The sequence below is a fragment of the Burkholderia sp. AU45274 genome (assembly GCF_030482505.1).
Taxonomy (GTDB): Bacteria; Pseudomonadota; Gammaproteobacteria; order Burkholderiales; family Burkholderiaceae; genus Burkholderia.
Genome location: NZ_JAUJQE010000003.1, coordinates 491317 through 507169, shown reverse-complemented (window position 1 = coordinate 507169; position 15853 = coordinate 491317). Strand labels below are relative to the sequence as shown.

The 15853-nt window shown below is 66.1% G+C and carries 17 protein-coding genes and 1 pseudogene; 10 read left to right on the top strand and 8 right to left on the bottom strand.

What is annotated here, in order from left to right:
- The first annotated feature begins 8 nt into the window (after positions 1-8).
- Entirely contained in the window at positions 9-200 is a 192-nt protein-coding gene (locus tag QZM35_RS15065) for a hypothetical protein (RefSeq protein WP_089429869.1), read from the top strand.
- 111 nt (positions 201-311) lie between these two features.
- On the opposite strand, the gene QZM35_RS15060 is transcribed toward QZM35_RS15065, so the two are convergent.
- Complete coding sequence (locus QZM35_RS15060) at positions 312-1292, bottom strand: YafY family protein (protein WP_301776252.1); 981 nt, start codon at positions 1290-1292, stop codon at positions 312-314.
- Between the two features lie 123 nt (positions 1293-1415).
- Between QZM35_RS15060 and QZM35_RS15055 the strand changes: the two genes are divergently transcribed.
- Complete coding sequence (locus QZM35_RS15055) at positions 1416-2078, top strand: glutathione S-transferase family protein (protein ID WP_301776251.1); 663 nt, start codon at positions 1416-1418, stop codon at positions 2076-2078.
- A 74-nt stretch (positions 2079-2152) separates the two neighbouring features.
- Here the strand turns inward: QZM35_RS15055 and QZM35_RS15050 are convergent, their stop codons facing one another.
- Positions 2153-2983, bottom strand: coding sequence for an alpha/beta fold hydrolase (locus QZM35_RS15050; protein WP_089444463.1), 831 nt, complete (start codon positions 2981-2983; stop codon positions 2153-2155).
- Between the two features lie 168 nt (positions 2984-3151).
- Here QZM35_RS15050 and QZM35_RS15045 point away from each other — a divergent pair, with 168 nt between their 5' ends.
- From QZM35_RS15045 to QZM35_RS15030, 4 genes are all read left to right on the top strand, one after another.
- On the top strand, positions 3152-3601 hold the full coding sequence (locus QZM35_RS15045; RefSeq protein WP_089429866.1) for a MerR family transcriptional regulator: 450 nt from the start codon (positions 3152-3154) through the stop codon (positions 3599-3601).
- A gap of 176 nt (positions 3602-3777) precedes the next feature.
- Positions 3778-4695, top strand: a complete 918-nt coding sequence (locus QZM35_RS15040) for an acetoacetate decarboxylase (protein WP_301776250.1) — start codon at positions 3778-3780, stop codon at positions 4693-4695.
- Between the two features lie 43 nt (positions 4696-4738).
- Positions 4739-5983 carry a trans-acting enoyl reductase family protein gene (locus QZM35_RS15035; protein WP_301776249.1) on the top strand — a complete coding sequence of 415 codons (1245 nt, stop codon included), beginning with the start codon at positions 4739-4741 and terminating at the stop codon, positions 5981-5983.
- Positions 5984-6112: 129 nt separating this feature from the next.
- Positions 6113-6604: a MerR family transcriptional regulator gene (locus QZM35_RS15030; RefSeq protein ID WP_174975331.1), complete on the top strand. Its 492-nt coding sequence runs from the start codon at positions 6113-6115 to the stop codon at positions 6602-6604.
- 23 nt (positions 6605-6627) lie between these two features.
- Here QZM35_RS15030 and QZM35_RS15025 read toward each other — a convergent pair whose 3' ends face one another.
- Complete coding sequence (locus tag QZM35_RS15025) at positions 6628-7311, bottom strand: type 1 glutamine amidotransferase domain-containing protein (RefSeq protein ID WP_089430142.1); 684 nt, start codon at positions 7309-7311, stop codon at positions 6628-6630.
- A gap of 131 nt (positions 7312-7442) precedes the next feature.
- Positions 7443-8096, bottom strand: a complete 654-nt coding sequence (locus QZM35_RS15020) for a TetR/AcrR family transcriptional regulator (protein WP_089429862.1) — start codon at positions 8094-8096, stop codon at positions 7443-7445.
- Between the two features lie 99 nt (positions 8097-8195).
- On the opposite strand from QZM35_RS15020, the gene QZM35_RS15015 reads away from it, so the two are divergent.
- Entirely contained in the window at positions 8196-9671 is a 1476-nt protein-coding gene (locus QZM35_RS15015) for a coniferyl aldehyde dehydrogenase (protein WP_089429861.1), read from the top strand.
- 119 nt (positions 9672-9790) lie between these two features.
- On the opposite strand, the gene QZM35_RS15010 is transcribed toward QZM35_RS15015, so the two are convergent.
- The gene (locus QZM35_RS15010; RefSeq protein WP_301776248.1) at positions 9791-10669 is read right to left on the bottom strand and encodes a LysR substrate-binding domain-containing protein; all 879 of its coding nucleotides are present in this window, start codon (positions 10667-10669) and stop codon (positions 9791-9793) included.
- A 132-nt stretch (positions 10670-10801) separates the two neighbouring features.
- Between QZM35_RS15010 and QZM35_RS15005 the strand changes: the two genes are divergently transcribed.
- Positions 10802-11434 carry an FMN-dependent NADH-azoreductase gene (locus QZM35_RS15005; RefSeq protein WP_301776247.1) on the top strand — a complete coding sequence of 211 codons (633 nt, stop codon included), beginning with the start codon at positions 10802-10804 and terminating at the stop codon, positions 11432-11434.
- Positions 11435-11511: 77 nt separating this feature from the next.
- On the opposite strand, the gene QZM35_RS15000 is transcribed toward QZM35_RS15005, so the two are convergent.
- Complete coding sequence (locus QZM35_RS15000) at positions 11512-12129, bottom strand: LysE family translocator (RefSeq protein ID WP_089434031.1); 618 nt, start codon at positions 12127-12129, stop codon at positions 11512-11514.
- A gap of 67 nt (positions 12130-12196) precedes the next feature.
- On the opposite strand from QZM35_RS15000, the gene QZM35_RS14995 reads away from it, so the two are divergent.
- Positions 12197-13120 carry a LysR family transcriptional regulator gene (locus QZM35_RS14995; protein WP_301776246.1) on the top strand — a complete coding sequence of 308 codons (924 nt, stop codon included), beginning with the start codon at positions 12197-12199 and terminating at the stop codon, positions 13118-13120.
- Positions 13121-13246: 126 nt separating this feature from the next.
- Here QZM35_RS14995 and QZM35_RS14990 read toward each other — a convergent pair whose 3' ends face one another.
- A complete protein-coding gene (locus QZM35_RS14990; RefSeq protein WP_089433838.1) occupies positions 13247-14119 on the bottom strand; it encodes a LysR family transcriptional regulator in 873 nt (290 codons plus the stop codon).
- 96 nt (positions 14120-14215) lie between these two features.
- On the opposite strand from QZM35_RS14990, the gene QZM35_RS14985 reads away from it, so the two are divergent.
- A complete protein-coding gene (locus QZM35_RS14985) occupies positions 14216-15634 on the top strand; it encodes an MFS transporter (protein WP_301776245.1) in 1419 nt (472 codons plus the stop codon).
- Here QZM35_RS14985 and QZM35_RS38160 read toward each other — a convergent pair.
- Positions 15616-15833, bottom strand: a pseudogene (locus QZM35_RS38160) (short chain dehydrogenase); the annotation flags it as partial. The gene QZM35_RS14985 and the pseudogene QZM35_RS38160 overlap by 19 nt on opposite strands.
- Positions 15834-15853 lie beyond the last annotated feature (20 nt).

Here is a 15853-nt window from a genome sequence, read left to right as displayed (position 1 = left end):
AGCAGTCCATGGGCGCCTTGCTTGCGACAGGCGCGGCACGCGCGCTCGCGCTCGCGCTCGCGGTGGCCGATCCCCGGTATGCCGGCCTGCACGATCGAGCGGCGATGCCGGAACTGTCGGCGCTCTGCCGGCGGCTGTCAATCGTCCACCGCGGGCCGGTGGCTGAACAGGTCGGGGTTGGGGCGAAGCGCGATAATTGACCGGCGTGGCCGGCAGTACCACCTTGAGAAGCGCGACGTCAAACTTGACGAAGACTCAACGGTTCCATTGTTTCGAATCGCCGCGACCACGTCGTCGCGCAACGCGATGCTTCAATCGTCACCGGCCTGATAGAGCGCCTGCACCTGCGCCAACTCGTCGATGAACTGATCCTTGAGCGCTTGCGGCCCGAGGATCTTCACGTGTGCGCCGAACCCCAGCAATTTCCGCGCGCCGTGCTCGATCGATTCGATCGGCATCAGGAACGCCGTCCATCCCGGCGGCACCTCCGTGTCGCCTTTTTCCTGCACGACACGCTCGGCCTTGATCCGCGTGTTGGCCAGCCAGGTTTCGCCGCGCGGCGACACGGCGATATGGGCGGTCAACCGATCGAGGTCGGCTTCGTACCGGCTCATCGCGTCGCGCCAGTGCGTCGCGAGGTCGAATCGCACGGGCCGCTTGAAGCGGCGGCGCGATGCATCGAGTTCGAGGATATTCGCGAGCCGGAACGTGAGTGCGCCGGGCTTGCCGACCACCCTGGCAACCAGGTACCACGCGCCGCCCTTGAGCACCAGGCCGAGCGGCTCGAGTTCGCGGCGGGACACGCCGCGCCAGCTCTGGTATTTCACGTCGATACGATACGAACCCCACACCGCATCGGCCACTTCACGCAGGCAGGCCGGCGTTTCCTGCGCGCGGTACCAGTCGACGGTGTCGACGTGCAGCCGGCTGGCGACGCGATCGGCATGCTCGCGCGAGCCGGGCGGCAGGCTTGCGATCATCTTCAGCCGCGCGGAAGTCGCCATGCCGTCGAGGCCCAATTCTCGCGCCGGCCCGGGCAAGCCCGCCAGAATCAGCGCGTGCGCTTCGTGCTCGGTGAGCCCGGTGAGATCGGTACGCCAGCCATCGCTCAACTGAAAGCCGCCGTTGCGGCCGCGATCGCCCCAGATCGGCACGCCGGCCGTGGAGAGCTGGTCGATGTCGCGCAGGATCGTGCGCTCGGATACTTCCAATGCTTCGGCGAGCGCCGGTGCGGTCATCCGGCCGCGCGCTTGCAGCATCATCATGATCGACAACAGGCGGCTCGCTTTCATGAGCGACACGTTACCTCAAATACCTGACATGAGGTGTCATGTTATCGGGTTTATGCTTTCGCGCATTCCCGATCCGTTTCATCGACGCGGGCGACGCAGCATGACATCACGAGGGATCAAGCGATGAAGATCATTTCCGGGCCGCTGAGCATGTTTGGCGCGAAGGTCGAGATGGCCGCGCACGAGAAGGGCATCGAATTCGAACTGGTGATGGTGCCGTTCAGCCAGCTTCGCGGCTACGATCCCAAACATCCGGACGTGTTGCGGATCAACCCGAAGCGGCAGGTGCCGGTGCTGATCGACGGCGATCTGGAGCTCTTCGATTCCACGCAGATCTTCGAGTATCTCGAGGATCTGCAGCCCGATCCCGCCCTATGGCCAGCGCATCCGGCGGCGCGCGCGATCGCGCGTCAGCTCGAGCATTGCAGCGACGAAATCTATTTTCCGCATGTCGTCCGGCTGATGGGGCTGGAGGAGAAACCGGACGATCCAGCGGCACAGGCTGCTCGCGTCGCGGCGGCGCAATACTATCGACGCATGGAGCACGTGCTGGCGGATCGCGCGTTTCTGGCCGACACGTATTCCTATGCCGACATCGCGTTCTACATGGCGCAGTTATTCGGCGCGCGCAAGGGCGCGCCGATGACGGACGAAACGCCCCGCCTGCTCGCGTGGCGTGAACGGATGACGGCACGCCCCGCCGTGCGCAAGGTCGCCGGCGCGATGGCCGGCTATCTTGCGTCGATCGGTGAAGCGGTTCCCGATTTTCTGCGCGGGCTCGACTAGCTGCGTTCGAGAGCGGGCAGGCGACGGCCTTCAGCCGCAAGGGCAACTGAAGGCCGCAGTGGCGTCGTCGATTTTCAGCCGCGGATGAACGCGAGCAGATCGGCGTTGATCGTTTCGGCGTTGGACGTGGGCATGCCATGCGGGAAGCCCGCATACGTCTTCAACGTGCTGTTCCTCGCCAGCTTCGCCGACAGGAGACCGGAATCCGCATACGGGACGATCTGGTCGTCGTCGCCATGCATCACGAGAACGGGGATCGTGGTGCTTTTCAGGTCTTCGGTGAAGTCGGTCTGCGAGAACGCGACGATGCCGTCGTAGTGGGCCTTCGCGCTGCCCATCATGCCCTGCCGCCACCAGTTCCAGATGACGCCTTGCGACGGTTTCGCGCCGTCGCGGTTGTAGCCGTAGAACGGGCCGGCGGGCACGTCGTAGTAGAACTGCGCACGGTTCGCCGCGAGTTGCGCCTGGAGGTTGTCGAATACCGCTTTCGGCAGGCCGCCCGGATTGCTGTCCGTCTTGACCATCAGCGGCGGAACGGCGCTGATCAGCACGGCCTTGGCGACGCGGTCTTCGCCGTGACGGGCGACGTAGTGGATCACCTCGCCGCCGCCGGTCGAATGGCCGACATGAACGGCGCCTTGCACGCCGAGGTGATTCACGACCGCGGCGACGTCGTCCGCGTAGTGATCCATGTCATGACCGTCCCACACCTGGCTGGAGCGCCCATGGCCGCGACGGTCGTGCGCGATCACGCGATAGCCCTGTGCCAGGAAGAAGAGCATTTGCGCATCCCAGTCGTCGGCGCTGAGCGGCCAGCCATGATGAAAGAAGATGACCTGCGCGTCGCGCGGCCCCCAGTCTTTGTAGAAGATGTCGACGCCATCCTGCGTTGTGACGTATCCCATGTCTGCTCCTGTTCGGTGGGCGATATCGATCCGTGACGGTCCTGCCGGTCGCGAGGGTCGCCGGGCCGGCGCGGCGCATGCGGTGGCATCCGCTGCCCGCCTGCCTTGGCGATGCGTTCACTCTAGGTTTAAAGTTAGGTTTAATGTCAACACGCTGGAGAGGCAGGGATGAGAATCGGGGAACTCGCGAAGCTCAGTGGCCTGACGGCCTCGCGGATCCGCTTCTACGAGGCTGAGGGGCTGCTCACGGCCGTGGAGCGCGGCACGAATGGTTATCGCGAATACGGCGACGACGCGGTGTGGATGCTCGAGATCATCGCCGGCGCACAGAGCGCCGGGTTCTCGCTGGAGCAGATCCGCCATCTGCTGCCGTTGAAAGCCGGCAACTGGCAGCATGACGGGCTGGTGGAGGCGCTCGAACGGAAAGTCGCCGAGATCGACGCGATGCAGAAGCGCCTCGAGGAGAACAAGGCGCAACTGCGCGTCGCGATCGACAGCATCAAGAACCGGCCGGCCGAACTGACCTGCTCGGAGCGTACGCGCTGGGTGATGGACCGGTTGCGCAATCCGGGCGAGGCGCCGACACCCGGCAAGGGCCGTCGCACGACCGCCAAATGATCCGGCGCCGGCCCGGCGAGCGCCGGCCAGTCGCTCAAACGCAATCCGACATGCCCCTCTATTCGGGGCCTTGACCTTAAAGTTGACTTAAATCTTAGAGTGCTTGCTGACGGCGGTGAGTCAGCGGGCATCGGGTGTTGCCTGCCACGGTCGATCATCGACGGGAGGCAACGAGCATGGACAGGCGGTTTACACAGGTCGAATTCGGCCCACACAAGGTCGACGTGCCCGAAGGCGGGTACTACGACCGGTTCCGGATGAATCCTGACCTCGACGAAGTGGCGCGCGATCCCGCGGCGGGGAACATCGATTTTTTCCGTCGGATTCCGAAGCGTCAGGTTGCGTCGCGGGTCGGCCTGACCTGGGCGCCGAATTTCTACTACCGTTCCAGCAGCATTCAGCTGCTGTTCCTTGCGCCGCTCGAACGCCTGCGGAGCACGCTGCCGGTGCCGCTCGAGCCGTTGCGCGCGCTCCCAGGGTACGGGCTGGTCGCGCTGACCTTCTTCTCGTATTCGGTGTGCGACAACGATCCGTATGACGAAGTGTCGGTCGCGGTGGTGATCCGGCGGCCCGGCTCGACCGGATCACACGCGCTCGAGCTGCTCGATTCGATGCGGCGCCGGAGCTTCTTCGCGCACGTGCTCGCGCTGCCGGTCACCACGGAAATCGCGCGGGTGCGCGGCGTGCACGGCTATCAGCTGCCCAAGTGGCTCGCCGATATCGACGTGAAACTCGACGCCACCGCCAGCGCCCGCATTGCCGGCCCGGGCGGCCGGCCGGACCTGAGCCTGAGCGTGCCGATGCCCGAGCTGACGAACGTCGCGTCGCAGTCGCACATGGGCACGTCGACGATGATCAACCGCATCGACGGCGAATGGCACCAGACATTCGTGCAGACGAATGCGCTATCGTTCGCTCAGCGCCTGCTGCCGCGCAACGTCGAGCTCGTGCGGCACGGCGGCCCGCTGAGCCAGCTGCTCGACGGGCTGGGCGCGTCCACCATCCTGCGTCTCGACGTGGTGAAGGACGCGCAGCTGGTGCTGAACCTGCCGACCCCATTGAAGGCCTTCGATGAACCCGGAAAGCCACGCTGACGCCACGCCACTTCGCGGCACGCCCGCGCCGAAGGAATCGCCCATGACCCGTCCGACCCACGATCTCGTCGTATTCGGCGCCACCAGTTTCGTCGGGCAGATCCTCGCCCGCTACCTCGCCGAGTACCTGTCAGGCAGCGGCGAAACGCTGCGCTGGGCCATCGCCGGCCGTTCGGAAGCGAAGCTCAGGCAGGTCCGGGATACGCTGGGCGCGGCCGGGCAGTCGGTGCCGATCATCGTCGCCGACGCGGCCGACGAAGCGCAGCTTCGCGCGCTCTGCGCGCAGACGCGGGTGGTCGTGTCCACCGTCGGCCCCTATGCGCTTTACGGGGAGCCGCTGGTCAGGGTCTGCGCGGAGACCGGCACCGACTACTGCGACCTCACCGGCGAGACGCAATGGATCAAGCGGATGATCGACAGGTACGAGCCCGCGGCCCGGCAATCCGGCGCGCGCATCGTCCATTGCTGCGGCTTCGATTCGGTGCCGTCGGACATGGGCGTGTTCTTCCTGCAGCAGCAGGCGCGGCAGCGGTGGGGCGTGCCGGCCGCGCAGGTGAAGATGCGGGTGAAAACGCTGAAGGGCGGCGCGTCGGGCGGCACGGTGGCGAGCGTGATCAACGTCGTCAGGGAAGCGGCGGCCGACCCAGCGTTGCGCCGGGAACTGCTCGATCCGTATTCGCTGTGCCCGCCGGGGCATGGCTTCACGATGCGCCAGCATGCGGTGCGATCCGCCGCATTCGATCGCGACTTCGACGCGTGGATCGCGCCGTTCGTGATGGCGGCGATCAACGAGCGTGTCGTGCATCGCTCCAATGCGCTCGCCGGCAACGCGTACGGCAGCCGCTTCACGTATGACGAAGCGGTGATGACGGGCACGGGCCTCAAGGGCCGCCTGACCGCGGTGACGATGGTGGCCGGTCTCGGCGCGTTCATGGTGGGTGTCGTCATCAAGCCGGTGCGCGGCCTGATGGAGCGTTTCCTGCTGCCGAAACCCGGCGAGGGGCCGAGCGCCGCGGCGCAGCTGGCCGGCCGCTACGATCTGCGCTTCTTCGGCCGCACCGACGACGGGAAGACCTTGCGCGTGAAAGTCACCGGCGATCGCGATCCCGGCTACGGCTCCACTGGCAAGATGCTCGGCCAGGCCGCGATCAGTCTCGCGCTGGATTGCGCCGGCGACGGCGTGAAGACCGGCCGCGGCGGCGGCTTCTGGACGCCCGCGACGATGTTCGACGCGCGCTACATCGAGCGCCTGGTGCGCCATGCGGGCCTGCGTTTCGAAGTGATTTGAGCGCGCGCCGTTCGCTCGCCATTCGACAGGAAGCCGATAAAGATCGGATTGCGAAACAACATCGGGAGACAAAGGACAGTCACGACGGGGCAGATGGCCGGACACGATCCGGCCGGGGAGTATCGGAACATGAAGATCGGGGAACTGGCGGAACGCACCGGCCTGACCTCTTCGCGCATCCGCTTTTACGAGCGCATCGGTCTGTTGACGCTCGTCGAGCGCGAAGCGAACGGCTATCGCACCTATCCGCAGGAAGCGGTGACGGTGCTCGACCTGATCACGGCTGCGCAGAAGGCGGATTTCAGTCTCGACGAGATTCGCACGCTGATGCCGGCCGACCTCGCGCAGTGGCCCTGCGCTTCGTTACTGGACGCGCTGTGCCGCAAGGTGCAGGACATCGAGGCGCTGGAAGCGCGGCTCGCGCAAAGCAAGGCGCAGATCGTGGCGTTGATCGCCGATATCGCCGCGAAACCGGAGTCGGTCGATTGTGCAATCCATGCGAAGCGATTGCTGTCGCGCATCCCGCCGGGGAGTGCGGCGGAGGGCGGTGGCGGCGAGGCTGCGACTGCCGCCGCCGATCGCGATGAAGCGGTCGTGCGCCGCCGGCCGCCCCGCGCCTAGCGGCAGCGCGCCGGCGCATCCCATCACAGCAACGCGACGACCTGTTCCGCGGTCGCCTTCGCCGATTGCGGATTCTGGCCGGTCACGAGCCGGCCGTCGACGACGACGTACGACGTGAACGGCAGCAGCGCCTTCTCGTAGCGCGCGCCACGCTGCTGCATCTGCTCCTCGACGTTGTAGGGCACCTTCTTCGCGACGCCGGCCAGGATTTCCTCGACCCACGAGTAGCCGGTGATCCGGCGTCCGGCAACCAGCAGCGAGCCGTCCGACAGCTTGGTGTTCAGCAGCCCGCAGTAGCCGTGACAGACCGACGACACGACGCCGCCGCGCTCGTAGATCTCGCGCGTGAGCCGCTGCAATCCCGCATCGTCCGGGTAGTCCCACATCACCGCGTGGCCGCCGGTGAAGTAGATCGCATCGAAATCGGCCGGATCGATCTCGTCGGGGCGCGCGGTGGTGGCCAGCAGCGCCTCATTGGCCTTGTCGGCGCGCCACGCTTTCGCGGCGGCGTCGGCGTGCGGCCATTTGAGCGAGCGCGGCTCCAGCGGCGACACGCCGCCCTTGGGGCTCACCAGCAGCTGCTCATAGCCTTTCGCCGCGAAGATCTGATGGGCATGGGTCAGCTCGGACAGCCACAGGCCGGTCGGTTGGGACGGATCGGCGTAGTGCGCGACGTTGCTGACCACGTGAAGGATGCGCTTGCTCATGATGCGGTTCCCTTTCATCGGCCACGGGCGGGCGTCGTCGACGCGCCGCCGGATTGTCGGATGGCAGTGCCCATACCCATGGCCTCGATACGCTGCCGAGGCAAACCTTAACCTTCAAGCAAAGTTGAAGGTCAAGGCCTTTTCGTCTTCGCGGACCGCGCGGGGCTGGCGGGCAGCACGAGACCGTCCAGCAAGGTGGTCAGCGCATCTTCGATCGCGTGATCGCCGACCTTCTCGCGCACCAGCCGCCCGTCGATCGCCAGCATCGTCAGCCCATGCAGATGCGCCCAGCAGGCGGTCGCCTGGCCGAGCGCCGGGCGCGGGCGGATCGTGCCGGCGCGCTGGCCGTGTTCCAGGATGTCGACGACCAGCAGGAACGGCGCCTGCACGCGCGGATCGAGATGGATGTCCGTGGGCTCGCCGGCATCCGCGGCAAACATCAGTCGATAGAGATCCGGGTTGCGCTGCCCGAACGCGAGATGGGCGTAAGCGAGTGCGCGCAGCACGTCCGGTGCGTCCGCCGCGGGATCGACGGACGCGGCGAGGTCTTCGTTCAGCCGATCGAAGCCGATCAGCGCGAGCTCGTGCAGCAACGCGGCCTTGTCCGGGAAATGCCGGTACGGCGCCGAGTGGCTGACGTTCGCGCGCCGCGCGATTTCGCGCAGCGTGAACTGCCAGCCCTGTTGCTCCTGCAGCGTGTCGAGCGCCGTGTCGATGATCGCGCGCCGCAGATCCCCGTGGTGATAAGCCTTTTGCCCGGCGTCCGCAGCCTCATCCGACGACATCGCGTTGCTCCTATGTTGACAGGGAACACATTGTGAGCCTATGATCCGCCGCATGCAAGTTGACAGTGTCTACATCGACGCAACCTCGTGAGGTGCACCATGGCCGTTTCCGCAGAATCCAGCTCGAGCTTCGACCCGGCGGCGTTGCTGGCCCGCCAGCGCAATGCGTTCGTCAGCGAGGGGCCGCCGAGCGTGCAGCAGCGCAAGGCGCGGCTCGCGCGGCTGCGCGCCGTGGTGCTCGCGTATCGCAGCGAAGTGGAGGAGGCGGTCAGCGCCGATTTCGGGCACCGCTCGCGACACGAGACCGCGATCATGGAACTGGTCGGCGTGATCCAGGCGATCGACTACCTGACGCGCAATCTGCGCCGCTTCACGAAGCCGCAGCGCCGGCACGTCGGGATCTTTTACCGGGCCGGGCACGCGCGCGTGGAGTACCAGCCGCTGGGTGTCATCGGCGTGATGGCGCCGTGGAATTACCCGTTCGCGCTCACGTTCATTCCGCTGGCCACCGCGCTGGCCGCGGGCAACCGCGCGATGCTCAAGCCGTCGGAACTGACGCCGCGCACCAGCGAGGTGATGCGCCGAATGCTCGCGGAAACTTTCCCGAGCGAGGAAGTCGCGGTCGTGCTCGGCGGCCCGGAAGTCGGCGCCGCCTTCAGCGGCTTGCCGTTCGATCATCTGCTGTTTACCGGCAGCACGCAGGTGGGCCGCAAGGTCATGAAGGCGGCCAGCGACAACCTGGTGCCGGTGACGCTCGAACTCGGCGGCAAGAGCCCGGCGATCGTCGCGAGAGGGCACGTCGACGGCCGGACGATGTCCAGCATCGTGTTCGGCAAGCTGTCGAACGGCGGGCAGACCTGCGTCGCGCCCGACTATGCGCTGGTGCATGAAGACGACCTCGACGCGTTCGTCGCGCAATACGATGCGGCCGTCGCGCGCTTCTATCCGGGCGGGCCGACCAGCCCGGACTACACGTCGATCGTCAGCGACCGGCATTTCGATCGCCTGAAGAGCCTCGTCGACGAAGCGCGTAGCAAGGGCGCGCGCGTGATCGAGGCGGGTGTGAATCCGCAGCAGGCGGCCACCCGCAAGCGGACGCTCGCGCCCACGCTGATCGTCGGTGCCGGCGACGATACGACCGTCATGCAGGAAGAGATCTTCGGGCCGATCCTGCCGGTGCGCACGTATCGCACGATCGACGAAGTCGTCGACTACGTGAATGCGCGTCCGCGGCCGCTCGCGCTGTACTACTTCGGCGCGCAGGACAGCGACTGCGAGTCGTTGCTCAAGCGCACCACGTCGGGCAATGTCGGCATCAACAACACGCTCCTGCATGTCGCGCAGGAGGACTTGCCGTTCGGCGGCGTCGGCCCGAGCGGGATGGGCGCGTATCACGGCATCGAGGGATTCCGCGCGATGAGCCATGCGAAGGGCGTGTTCGTGCTGGGGCGCTGGAACCTGCCGAGCCTGCTGCGTGCGCCGTTTGGCAAGCTCGCGGATCTGTCGCTGGCAGCGCTGCTCGGGCGCAGCCGGGAGCCTGAGGGCGTGCGGGCGGGATTGAGCGCGAAGCGCTGAGACCGGCGATGCGCCGCGACCGGTGCGCGGCTGAATCGCACGCGGCGCGCCGTTGTGGCCGAACTTGCATGCGTCGGTAAGTGCCTGTGATCGAACCTCGGCCGTGACCGAACTGCACGCTAGGGCCGGTTGCGCACGCCGGCCCCGTTGCGAATGGCGGTTTCATCGACAAGCGTCGCAGCGAATTCGACGGCGGCCGGCATTCCCGCGTCGTGCATCATCACGAATTCCATGTCCGGCAGCGCCGGCAAGCCTTCGGACACGCCCAGCTCGCGGAGCGTGTCGTCGATCGCGCTGCGCGGCACCGGCGCAATCGCGATGCCGGCGCGCGCGAACGTGCGGATGCCCGTGACGCTTGGGCTTTCGCATGCGATGAAATAGGGCATGCCGGCCAGCGCGAGCGCCTTGATGGCAGCGCCCCGGTACGGGCACGGATCGGGGAAGCACGCGAGCGGCACATCGCCTTCCGGCAGCGGCTCGTGGCACGCAAACGCCCAGACGAGCGGCTCTCGCCACAACGTCGCGCCCTGGCCCGTGTGCGCGCACCGGCTGCCGATCACGAGATCGAATTCGCCGTCGGCGTGCCGTTGAAACAGGCTGTCGCCGATGTCGACCGTCAGATTCAGCCGCAAGCCGCGCCGCGCGGCGCCATGGCGGCGCATCACGTCGGGCAGCCAGCCTCCCGCCACATCCTCCGATGCGCCGATGCGCAGCGTGACATCGACTGCGTTGCCGCTGCCCAGTTTCGTCTTCGCTTCCTCGCTCAGGTTGAGCATCGCGCGCGCGTAGCCGAGCAGCATCCGGCCATGCTCGGTGAGCGTAACGCTGCGCGTATTGCGGGCGAGCAGCGCCCGGCCGACCTGCACCTCGAGACGAGCGATCTGCGCGCTGACCGCGGACTGGCTGAGATGCAGCCTGCGACCTGCGCCGGTAAAGCTCCGTACGTCGGCGATGGCGACGAACGTATGAAGCAGTGAGGTGTCGAGCGGCGTGTTCATTGATCACCAATTCGGGTTAATTCGATCAATTCATATCGTTTCCGGATTATAGGTCGATCCGATAGGCTGCGAAGGGCAGTGGGCGATCGCGCATCCCGCGCGTCGCCGTCACTTTCGGCAAGGACCGGTTTCATGACACGCGTGCTTTATATCGAAGGCTCACCCAACAAGGACTACTCGGCGTCCATCGACGTGTGCAATGCCTTTCTCGATGCGTATCGGCACACGCATCCCGATCACGAGATACAGGCGCTCGACATCTGGAATCTGGCGATACCCGAATTCGACGAAGCCGCGCTGGCCGCTAAATATGCGGGACTGAGCGGCAACGCGTTGACGCCGGCTCAGGCGGCGGCATGGCAGCGGATCGAGCAGCTCGCGGCGCCGTTCCACGAAGCGGACAAGCTCCTGTTCGGCGTGCCGCTGTGGAATTTCAGTATTCCGTACAAACTCAAGCACCTGATCGACGTGATCTCGCAGAAGGACGTGCTGTTCACGTTCGACGGCACAGGTTTCGCCGGCAAGCTGGCCGGGAAAAAGGCGGCGGTGGTCTACGCGCGCGGGCTCGGTTATCAGTCGCCGGGCTCATTTACCCCGGCGGCCGAATTCGATCTGCAGCGCCCGTACATGGAGACCTGGCTCAAGTTCGTGGGCGTGAAGGACGTCACCGGGATCGTCGTCGAGCGCACCTTGCTCGGCCCCGACGGAGCGGTCGATCGCAGTCGCGCGATCGACGAAGCCCGCACGATCGCGCGTACGTTCTAAAGCGACCGAGTGGCGCATCCGGCGCGCCGGCGAAGCGCGCCGGTCGGTTGCATCGACGGGTGGCGCGCCGTTTCGAATCAGCGCCCGCCGCGCGCGATGGCAAGCGCGACGCCGAAGCCCACGAGCAGGCAGCCGAAGGTGCGGTCGATCCAGTGCCGTAGCGCCAGCAGGCGATCGCGGACGGCCGTCGCGGAGAAGCACAGGGCCACCAGGCTGAACCAGCCGGCATGCGCGACGGCGATGAACGCGCCGTAGCCGATCTGCACGATCAACGGCGTGTCGGGCCGCACGGCCTGCATGAACAGGCTGACGATGAACACCGTGGTCTTGGGGTTCAGCGCATTGGTCAGGAAGCCGGTGCGCAGCGCGGCCAGGTCGGACAGCGGTGCGGCCGGCGCATCCGTCTGCCCGTTGCCCGCCTTCGTCATGAGCATCTTCACGCCGAGGTAGATCAGGTAGATCGCGCCGACCAGCTTGACGGCATTGAAGAGCCACAGCGACTGCCGGATCAGCAGGCCGACGCCCAGCAGCGTGTAGCTTACGTGAACCGTCACGCCGAGCCCGATCCCCAGCGCGGTGAGTACGCCCGAGCGGCGCGACAGCATCAGGCTGTTGCGCGTGACCATCGCGAAGTCCGGCCCCGGGCTGATCACGGCCAGCAGCGTGATGGTGACTACAACTATCAGTTCGGTCATCGTCTTGTCCTTGCGATTGATGGCTTGATGGCGCAATCTTATGGGTCATGTTCCATCGGAAAAAGCGATGATTTCTGACCAGAATGGTGAGATTGACTCACAGTCATTTCGCACGAACCTGCCATCGCTGATGGCGCTGCGTTGCTTCGAGGCGGCGGCGCGTCACGAGAATTTCAGCCGTGCGGCCGACGAGCTGTGCCTGACCCATGGCGCGGTCAGCCGCGCGGTGCGATTGCTCGAGGACGACCTGGGTGTCGCGCTGTTCCAGCGGCGCAGCCGTCGCGTGTTCCTGACCGATGCGGGCCGCAAGCTGGCGCAGGCCGTCCATGACGGGCTGGGGCTGATGCGTCACGCCGCGCAGGAATTGCGTACCGAGGCCGCCCGGGCGCGGCGCTGGGTACTGTCGTGCGAACCGACGCTTCTGATGCGCTGGCTGATTCCGCGCTGGCCGGATTTTCAGGCGCGGCATGCGGGCGTCGACATTCACCTGGCTGCCGCAGGCGGTCCGTTCTCATTCGACAGCGGCATCGACATGGCGATTCGACGCAATGACTTTGCGTGGCCGGCGGGTTATCACGCGGAGCGGCTGTTCGCGGAGAAGGTGGGGCCGGTCTGCCGGCCGGATAAGGTCGATGCGTGGTTTTCCGCGCGTCGTGGCAGTCGCTCGTTGAAGGCGGATGTTGCGCGACTGCACACGCGGACACGGCCGCACGCGTGGAAGGAATGGGCAGTGGCGGCGAACCAGCCGGCCGCGGGCGGGCGCGGGCAGATGTTCGACCATTTCTATTTCAGTCTGCAGGCGGCGGTTGCGGGGCTCGGTGTCGCGATCGGCCCGTGGCACCTCGTTCGCGACGACATCGAAAGCGGTGTGCTCGTCGCGCCGATGGGGTTCGTCGAGGATGGTTCGCATTACTGCTTGTTGACGCCGGAACCGGTGGTGGTGGAGAGTGCGCAGGGGGATGTGCTGGGGTGGTTGAGGGCGGTGGTTTGATGGGGCGCGTGTGTGTGCAGATGGGTGTTGACGCCACGCGCCCGCAAGAAGGGGCGTGGTGAAGCTCGGCGCAGGCATCGCGATCGATCCCGGCGCCCGGTATCGCACGCCACGGTATGGACGTCGCTACTGCCTCGAATCCGGCGCGAAGGTCTTTCCCGTCACGTCGGCGATGAAGTCGATCGCCGCGCGAATCGACGGGGAATGCCTGAGATCGGCATGCACGACCAGCCAGATGTCGCGGGCGTACGGTTCCCCGTCGAACGGCAAGCGCTGCAACCCCGGATCGTCATCGCCCATGAACACGGGTAGGCCCGCGACGCCGATTCCGGTACGGGCCGCGACCTGCTGCGTCGTGATATCGCTGACTTCGCACGCGATGCGGCGACCTCGAGCGATCGACTCGAGCCACTTCTGATGCGGCATTTCCGCGAATTGCGCGTCGTAGCAGATGAACGCCCAATCGTCAGGCGTCGACGCGTGCGCATAGTCGCGACTCGCATAGAGCCCGAAAGCCATCTCGCCCAGCTTGCGCGTCACGTTTTGCGGCTCTTCGGGGCGGAACAGGCGCACGGCGATATCCGCTTCACGACGGGCGAGCGAGACGCTTTGCGCCTGGCTGGCCATCGACAGCCGAATACCCGGATGCATTTGCGCGAACGCATACAGATGATTCGCGTAGAAATTGTTGGCGAGAACGGGCGGCACGCTGATCGTCACGGTGCCGTGCATCGGCAGATGTTCCGTGAGCGCGAGGCGCTCGATCGCAAACGCGTGCTCCTCCATTTTCCCGGCGAACTCGAGAATCTGCCGGCCGGCGGCGGTCGGCCGGCACGCGCGCGGCAACCTGTCGATCACGCGCATCTTCAATTCCGATTCGAGTGCGGCCAGGCGACGGCTGACTGTCGCATGGTCGACGTTCAATCGCCGGGCGGCCGCGGAAAGACTCCCCGCTTGAGCGACGGCAACGAAGTAACGCAGGTTTTCCCAGTCGAACATCGGTGCATTTTCTCCAGGTTGCTGTGCTGTTTTGCGGAATATTCGCACAGAAGACGATCCTCTACGCTTCAATCCTCCGAATGCGAAGGATTGCCGATGCAGACCTCATCCACACCTCACCCGCGGCTGGTTCAAACGGCGGCGTGCCTCGGTTATGCGGTCGTCCTGATCGACGTCAGCGTCGTCAACGTTGCGCTCGATGCATTGCGAACGTCCTTTGGCGCTGCGCTCACCGACCTGCAATGGGTCGTCAACGCGTATGCGCTCGTGTTCGCGGCGACCCTGCTGATGGCGGGCGCGCTCGGCGACCGGCTGGGTGCAAAGCGCGTGTTCATTGCCGGCTACGCGATCTTCACGCTGTCATCGATCGGCTGCGGCCTCGCGCATTCCATCGGCGCGTTGATCGCCTGGCGTCTCGTTCAGGGGATCGGCGCCGCGCTGCTGGTGCCGAACTCGCTGGCCGTGCTGCGTCTCGCATTCGACGACGCGGCAGCGCGTAGCCGCGCGATCGGCTGGTGGGGTGCCGGCGGCGGCATTGCGCTGGCCGCGGGGCCGCTGGCCGGCGGGTTGCTCATCGCTGCAGTCGGCTGGCGCAGCATTTTCCTGGTCAACGTGCCGGTCGGCATTGCCGGTATCTGGCTGACGTGGCGGTTTGCGCCCGACACGAAAGCGCAGGGCGGCAGGCGCCTCGATCTTCCCGCGCAACTGACCGGTGCGTTTGCGCTGGCGGCGCTCACGTTCGCGTCGACCGAGATCAGTGCGCTGGGATGGCGCAGTCCGGTCATCGTGAGTGCATTCGTGTTGTGCGTTGCGTTGGGCATCGCGTTCGTCCGGCTGGAGGCGCGCAATCCGGACGCGATGCTGCCGGCAGGGTTGTGGCAGGACCGGATCGTCCGCAGCTCGATCGTGATCGGTGCGATCGCGAACCTGGTCTTCTACGGCATCGTCTTTACGTTGAGCCTGCTGTTTCAGTCGGTCTGGCGTATGACGCCGGTGCGTGCGGGCGTCGCGTTTCTGCCGATGATGGGGGTGCTGATGATCATGAGCATCGTCGCCGGGCGGCTGACCGGCCGGCTGGGCGCGCGCACGCTGGCGACGGCCGGGCTGTCGATTTCAGCGGTCGGTTATCTGGCGATGTGGCCGGCAATTGCCGCGCAATCCAACGGGTTGCTTGCGATACCGATGCTGCTTGCGGGCAGCGGCATTGCGTTGACGATACCGACCATCATGGACGCGGCGCTCGCGGCGGTGAGCGGCGCGCAGTCAGGTGTGGCGTCGGGGTTGTTGAATACGGCGCGTCAGGTGGGCGGCGTGATGGGCGTCGCGTTGTTTGGTTTCTTCGTTCGTGAGGCAGGGGGCGTGGCGTTCGTCCATGGGATGGAGCGGGCGTTGATCGTTTCGGCTCTGTTGCTGGTGGTGGGGGCGGTGATGGCTTGGTGGAATCTGGGGCGGGCGGCGGAGCGCGGGATTCGGGCTCGCGGGGCGCGCCCTCGACGTCAATGGCCCACCCGATAAACGCGGCCGCCATGCACGCCTTCCACGCTGCGTCGGTAGGCGATTGCCACACGTGACGCCGGCGCGCTTTCGCGGCCGGGGAAAAAAACGACCGAACCCCGACCACGGATTCGGTCAGTACGGTCGGGGTCACGGCATTGATCCGGATGTCCCGTGGAAAATCGCCCGCGGCCGCACGCACGCATCCTTCCATCCCGGCTTCGGCTCGCCAAACCGATA